The 3,915-nt window shown below is 61.6% G+C and carries 4 protein-coding genes; 2 read left to right on the top strand and 2 right to left on the bottom strand.

Going from position 1 to position 3,915, the window contains the following annotated elements; translation table 11 throughout:
• Together EN893_RS22715 and EN893_RS22710 are read right to left on the bottom strand one after the other, a co-directional pair.
• The coding region (locus tag EN893_RS22715) for a phosphoenolpyruvate hydrolase family protein (protein WP_164901028.1) at positions 1-231 on the bottom strand (231 nt) is incomplete at its 3' end.
• Between the two features lie 13 nt (positions 232-244).
• Positions 245-1,441, bottom strand: coding sequence for a Tm-1-like ATP-binding domain-containing protein (locus tag EN893_RS22710; RefSeq protein WP_128361788.1), 1,197 nt, complete (start codon positions 1,439-1,441; stop codon positions 245-247).
• A 111-nt stretch (positions 1,442-1,552) separates the two neighbouring features.
• Here EN893_RS22710 and EN893_RS22705 point away from each other — a divergent pair, with 111 nt between their 5' ends.
• Both EN893_RS22705 and EN893_RS22700 read left to right on the top strand, forming a co-directional pair.
• The gene (locus EN893_RS22705) at positions 1,553-2,248 is read left to right on the top strand and encodes a TetR/AcrR family transcriptional regulator (protein ID WP_127268332.1); all 696 of its coding nucleotides are present in this window, start codon (positions 1,553-1,555) and stop codon (positions 2,246-2,248) included.
• A gap of 360 nt (positions 2,249-2,608) precedes the next feature.
• On the top strand, positions 2,609-3,915 hold a 1,307-nt coding region (locus EN893_RS22700; RefSeq protein WP_128361787.1), incomplete at its 3' end, for an extracellular solute-binding protein.

The raw sequence follows: 3,915 nt of genomic DNA, 5'->3' as shown, positions 1-3,915 counted from the left end.
CATTTCCTTGACGATCTCGTTGGCATTGCCATAGGCGAGCAGGCCGGCGGCCGAGCCGCGCCCGGCCATGCGGTAGCGGCCGGAATTGTAGATGATGATGAGGTCGATGCCGCCAGCCTCCTCGGCTTTCGCCGACAGGCCGGTGCCGGCGCCGCCGCCGACGATCGGCACGCTCTTGGCGATCATTCCCCTGAATTTCTTCAGTATATCCTTGCGCGGTATGGCGGGCATCTTTCTGGATCTCTCACTGTCTGGCGGTGTCGAGGGAGGCTGATGTTGCAGCCTTTTCGAATTCCGGGTCGTTGATATGCAGCGGCAGGCGCGTCACGCGGCGCTTGCTGTTGGGTTCGATGGTGCGCTCGATGGCATCGAACAGAACGGCGTCGGCTTCCGGGTTGAAGAAGGCGCCGCCTTCGATGTCGAGCGCCGAGACGCCTTTTTCCGGGATGAGAAAATGCACCGGCCCTCCGCAGCGGGCGAGTCTGGTGCCGATCCACTCGCCGATCGCGCGGCATTCGTCCGCCGTGGTGCGCATCAGCGTGACATTGGGATTGTGTTCGTAGAACAGCCGATCGCGATAGGGCTCCGGAATGGTCGAAGGCGCCCAGAAGTTCACCATGTCGAGCGCGCCGACGGAGCCGACATAGGGCAGCCCCGTGCGAACTATGGCGCCGAAACGATCCTCCGTCGCCGGCAGCACGCCGCCGAACAGCAGATCGCAGACTTCGGTCGTGGTGATGTCGACGATACCGGACAGCAAGCCGCTGTCGGCCAGCTTTTCCATGCTGCGGCCGCCGGTGCCGGTGGCGTGGAAGACCATGCAGTCATATCTGGAACGGAGCTGGTCGGCGATGGCGGTCACGCAAGGCGTTGTGACGCCGAACATGGTGAGGCCGATCGATGGTTTGCCGTCGGGTGGCGGCGCCGGCTTGGTTGCCATGCCTACGATCGCCTGGGCGGCATTGTGCAGCACGACACGGGAGATCCGGTTCAGTCCGGCCATGTCGGTCACCGCAGGCATCATGATGATGTCGGAGACATCGACATAGGGTGCGGTATCGCCGGAGGCGAGCGTCGAGACCATGATCTTGGGCAGGCCGAGCGGCAGGGCGCGCATGCCCGACGTGATGATCGAGGTGCCGCCGCCGCCGCCAATGCCGATGATGCCGGAAATGTCGGCGCGCGACTGGACGAAGCGGGCGAAGGCGATGCCCATCGCGGCGACCGCGGCGCCACGGTCATTGCCGCCGAGCACGGCGTCACGGCCGCCGGGATGATGGTCGGCGATTTCCCTCGCGCCGATAGCGACGGGGATGGTTGCGTCGCGCGTTCCGACATCGACACGACAAACGAGGGCGCCCGCAGCAGTGATCGCATCGGCCAGGAAGGCGAGCTCCTCGCCCTTCGTGTCCGCGGTACCCGCCACATAGATACGCTTCATTGCGCTCCCCCGATCCTGGCAGGCGCGATGCCGCCCCCATTGCTCATTGCCCGGGCCACTCGACGATGCGGACACCATTGCAAATTTTTGAGACGCGCGTATCGTATTGGTATGAATGTCTCACGTCAACAATCCACTGCGAGCGACGACGCTGAACGGGCAACCGGCCCGGTGCCCGAACGTGGGCCGCGCGCGCGGACCAAACGGCTGATGCTGGAGACGGCAACGAGGCTGATGCAGGCGGGCGTCACGCCCTCGGTCAGCGAGGTCGCCGAGGCGGCCGAGGTTTCCCGTGCCACCGCCTATCGTTACTTCCCGAGCCAGTCGGCACTGGTGCAGGCCGTCGTCGACGAGGGGCTGGGGCCAATCCTCACCTGGCAATCGACCTCCGCCGATGCCGAGCGCCGGGTCGCGGAGCTGTTCGATACGGCCATGCCGCGCATCGAGGCCTTCGAGGCCACGTTCAAGGCAGCACTGAAGCTGTCGCTCGATCAATGGGCGCGGCGTCAGGCCGGCACGCTGGGCGCTGAGCCCGCCTTTACGCGCGGCCATCGCATCGACTTGCTGAAAGATGCGATCGCGCCGCTCAAGAGCCGTTTGCCGCCGCGCGACTTCAAGCGGCTGGCGCAGGCGCTGTCGCTGATCTTCGGCGTCGAGGTGCTGATTGTGCTCAAGGATATCTGGGGACTGGACAGCCGCCGGACGAGGGCGGTCGCACAGTGGGCAGCCGGGGCGCTGGTGCGTGCGGCAGTCGCGGAATCGGTCGATGAAGGAGGCAGCCCCGATCCGAAGGCAGTCATGAAATAGAGCCTATCTGGTTCGACCAGATTGGCATGCACGCTACTGATCTTAGCCGTTGAGTGGGGTGTCGGACAATACCCAATCATATCACTGAGTAGGAAAATCTTGGTAAAACAGGCAGATAAAGCCGGAATCCGATGGCAATGGCCACGTCAAGCTGTCAAGAAAGGGCTTGACGCGCATGCAAAATTGGTAATACCAGATTGGATCAGAAAAGCGGATCGAAAGTGAGGGCTGCGATCCATTTTCCGGCAGGGGCGAGGAGGCTCGAAACCGGGAAGGTGCGATCACGGGAGGAACTACCAGGGCCGGCCCCGTTGCCGGCTCGCACGATAAGGTAGAACGCGCACAAGGGAGGAAATCATTATGCGCAAGTTAGTGACCAGCGCACTTGCTGGTATCGGCTTAACGCTTGCCTGCGGAACGTCCGTTTACGCGCAGGACAAAGAACTCACCATATTCTGGGCGGAATGGGATCCGGCGAACTATTTGCAGGAACTCGTCAATCTCTACGAGGCCGAGACCGGCGTGAAGGTCACGGTCGAAACCACACCTTGGTCCGACTTCCAGACCAAGGCATTCACCGAGTTCAACGCTAAGGGCAGCGCCTACGACATGGTGGTCGGCGACTCGCAGTGGATCGGTGCCGCATCCGAGGCGGGCCACTATGTCGACCTTACCGACTTCTTCAACAAGCATAATTTGAAGGAGGTGATGGCGCCGGCGACTGTCAAGTACTACGCCGAATATCCGTCGGCCTCTGGCAAGTACTGGTCGATCCCGGCCGAGGGTGACGCAGTCGGCTGGTCCTACCGTAAGGACTGGTTCGAGGACCCCAAGGAAATGGAAGCCTTCAAGGCCAAGTATGGCTACGATCTCGGCGTGCCGAAGGATTTCAAGGCGCTGCGCGACATTGCCGAATTCTTCCACCGTCCCGACCAGAAGCGCTACGGCGTCGCCATCTACACCGACAATTCATATGATGCCCTGGTGATGGGCGTCGAGAACGCCATCTTCTCCTACGGCGGCGAACTTGGCGACTATGCCACTTACAAGGTCGACGGGATCATCAACTCCGATCAGAACGTCAAGGCGCTCGAGGTCTACAAGGAACTCTATTCCTTCACACCTCCTGGTTGGGCCAAGAGCTTCTTCATCGAGGACAACCAGGCGATCACCGAGAATCTGGCTGCGATGAGCATGAACTACTTCGCCTTCTTCCCGGCGCTCATCAACGAAGCCTCGAACCCGAATGCCAAGAACACAGGCTTCTTCGCCAACCCTGCCGGCCCGAACGGCGACCAGTTCGCCGCGCTCGGCGGCCAGGGCATCTCCGTCATCTCCTATTCCAACAACAAGGAAGAGGCGATGAAGTTCCTGGAATGGTTCATCAAAGACGAGACGCAGAAGAAGTGGGCGGAACTCGGCGGTTACACGGCAAGTGCCAAGGTGCTCGAGTCGCCTGAATTCCAGAACGCCACGCCTTACAACAAGGCTTTCTACGAAACCATGTTCAAGGTGAAGGACTTCTGGGCGACGCCGGAATATGCCGAGCTGCTCATCGCGATGAACCAACGCGTCTATCCGTACATCACCGGCAATCAGGGCACGGCCAAGGAAGTGCTCGATGCGCTCGCCGCGGACTGGAACGCGACGTTCAAGAAGTACAACCG

This window comes from Mesorhizobium sp. M7A.F.Ca.CA.004.04.2.1 (assembly GCF_004022825.1).
Taxonomy (GTDB): Bacteria; Pseudomonadota; Alphaproteobacteria; order Rhizobiales; family Rhizobiaceae; genus Mesorhizobium.
The sequence above is the reverse complement of the archived record's forward strand: the minus strand, read 5'-3'. Positions and strand labels throughout refer to the sequence as shown.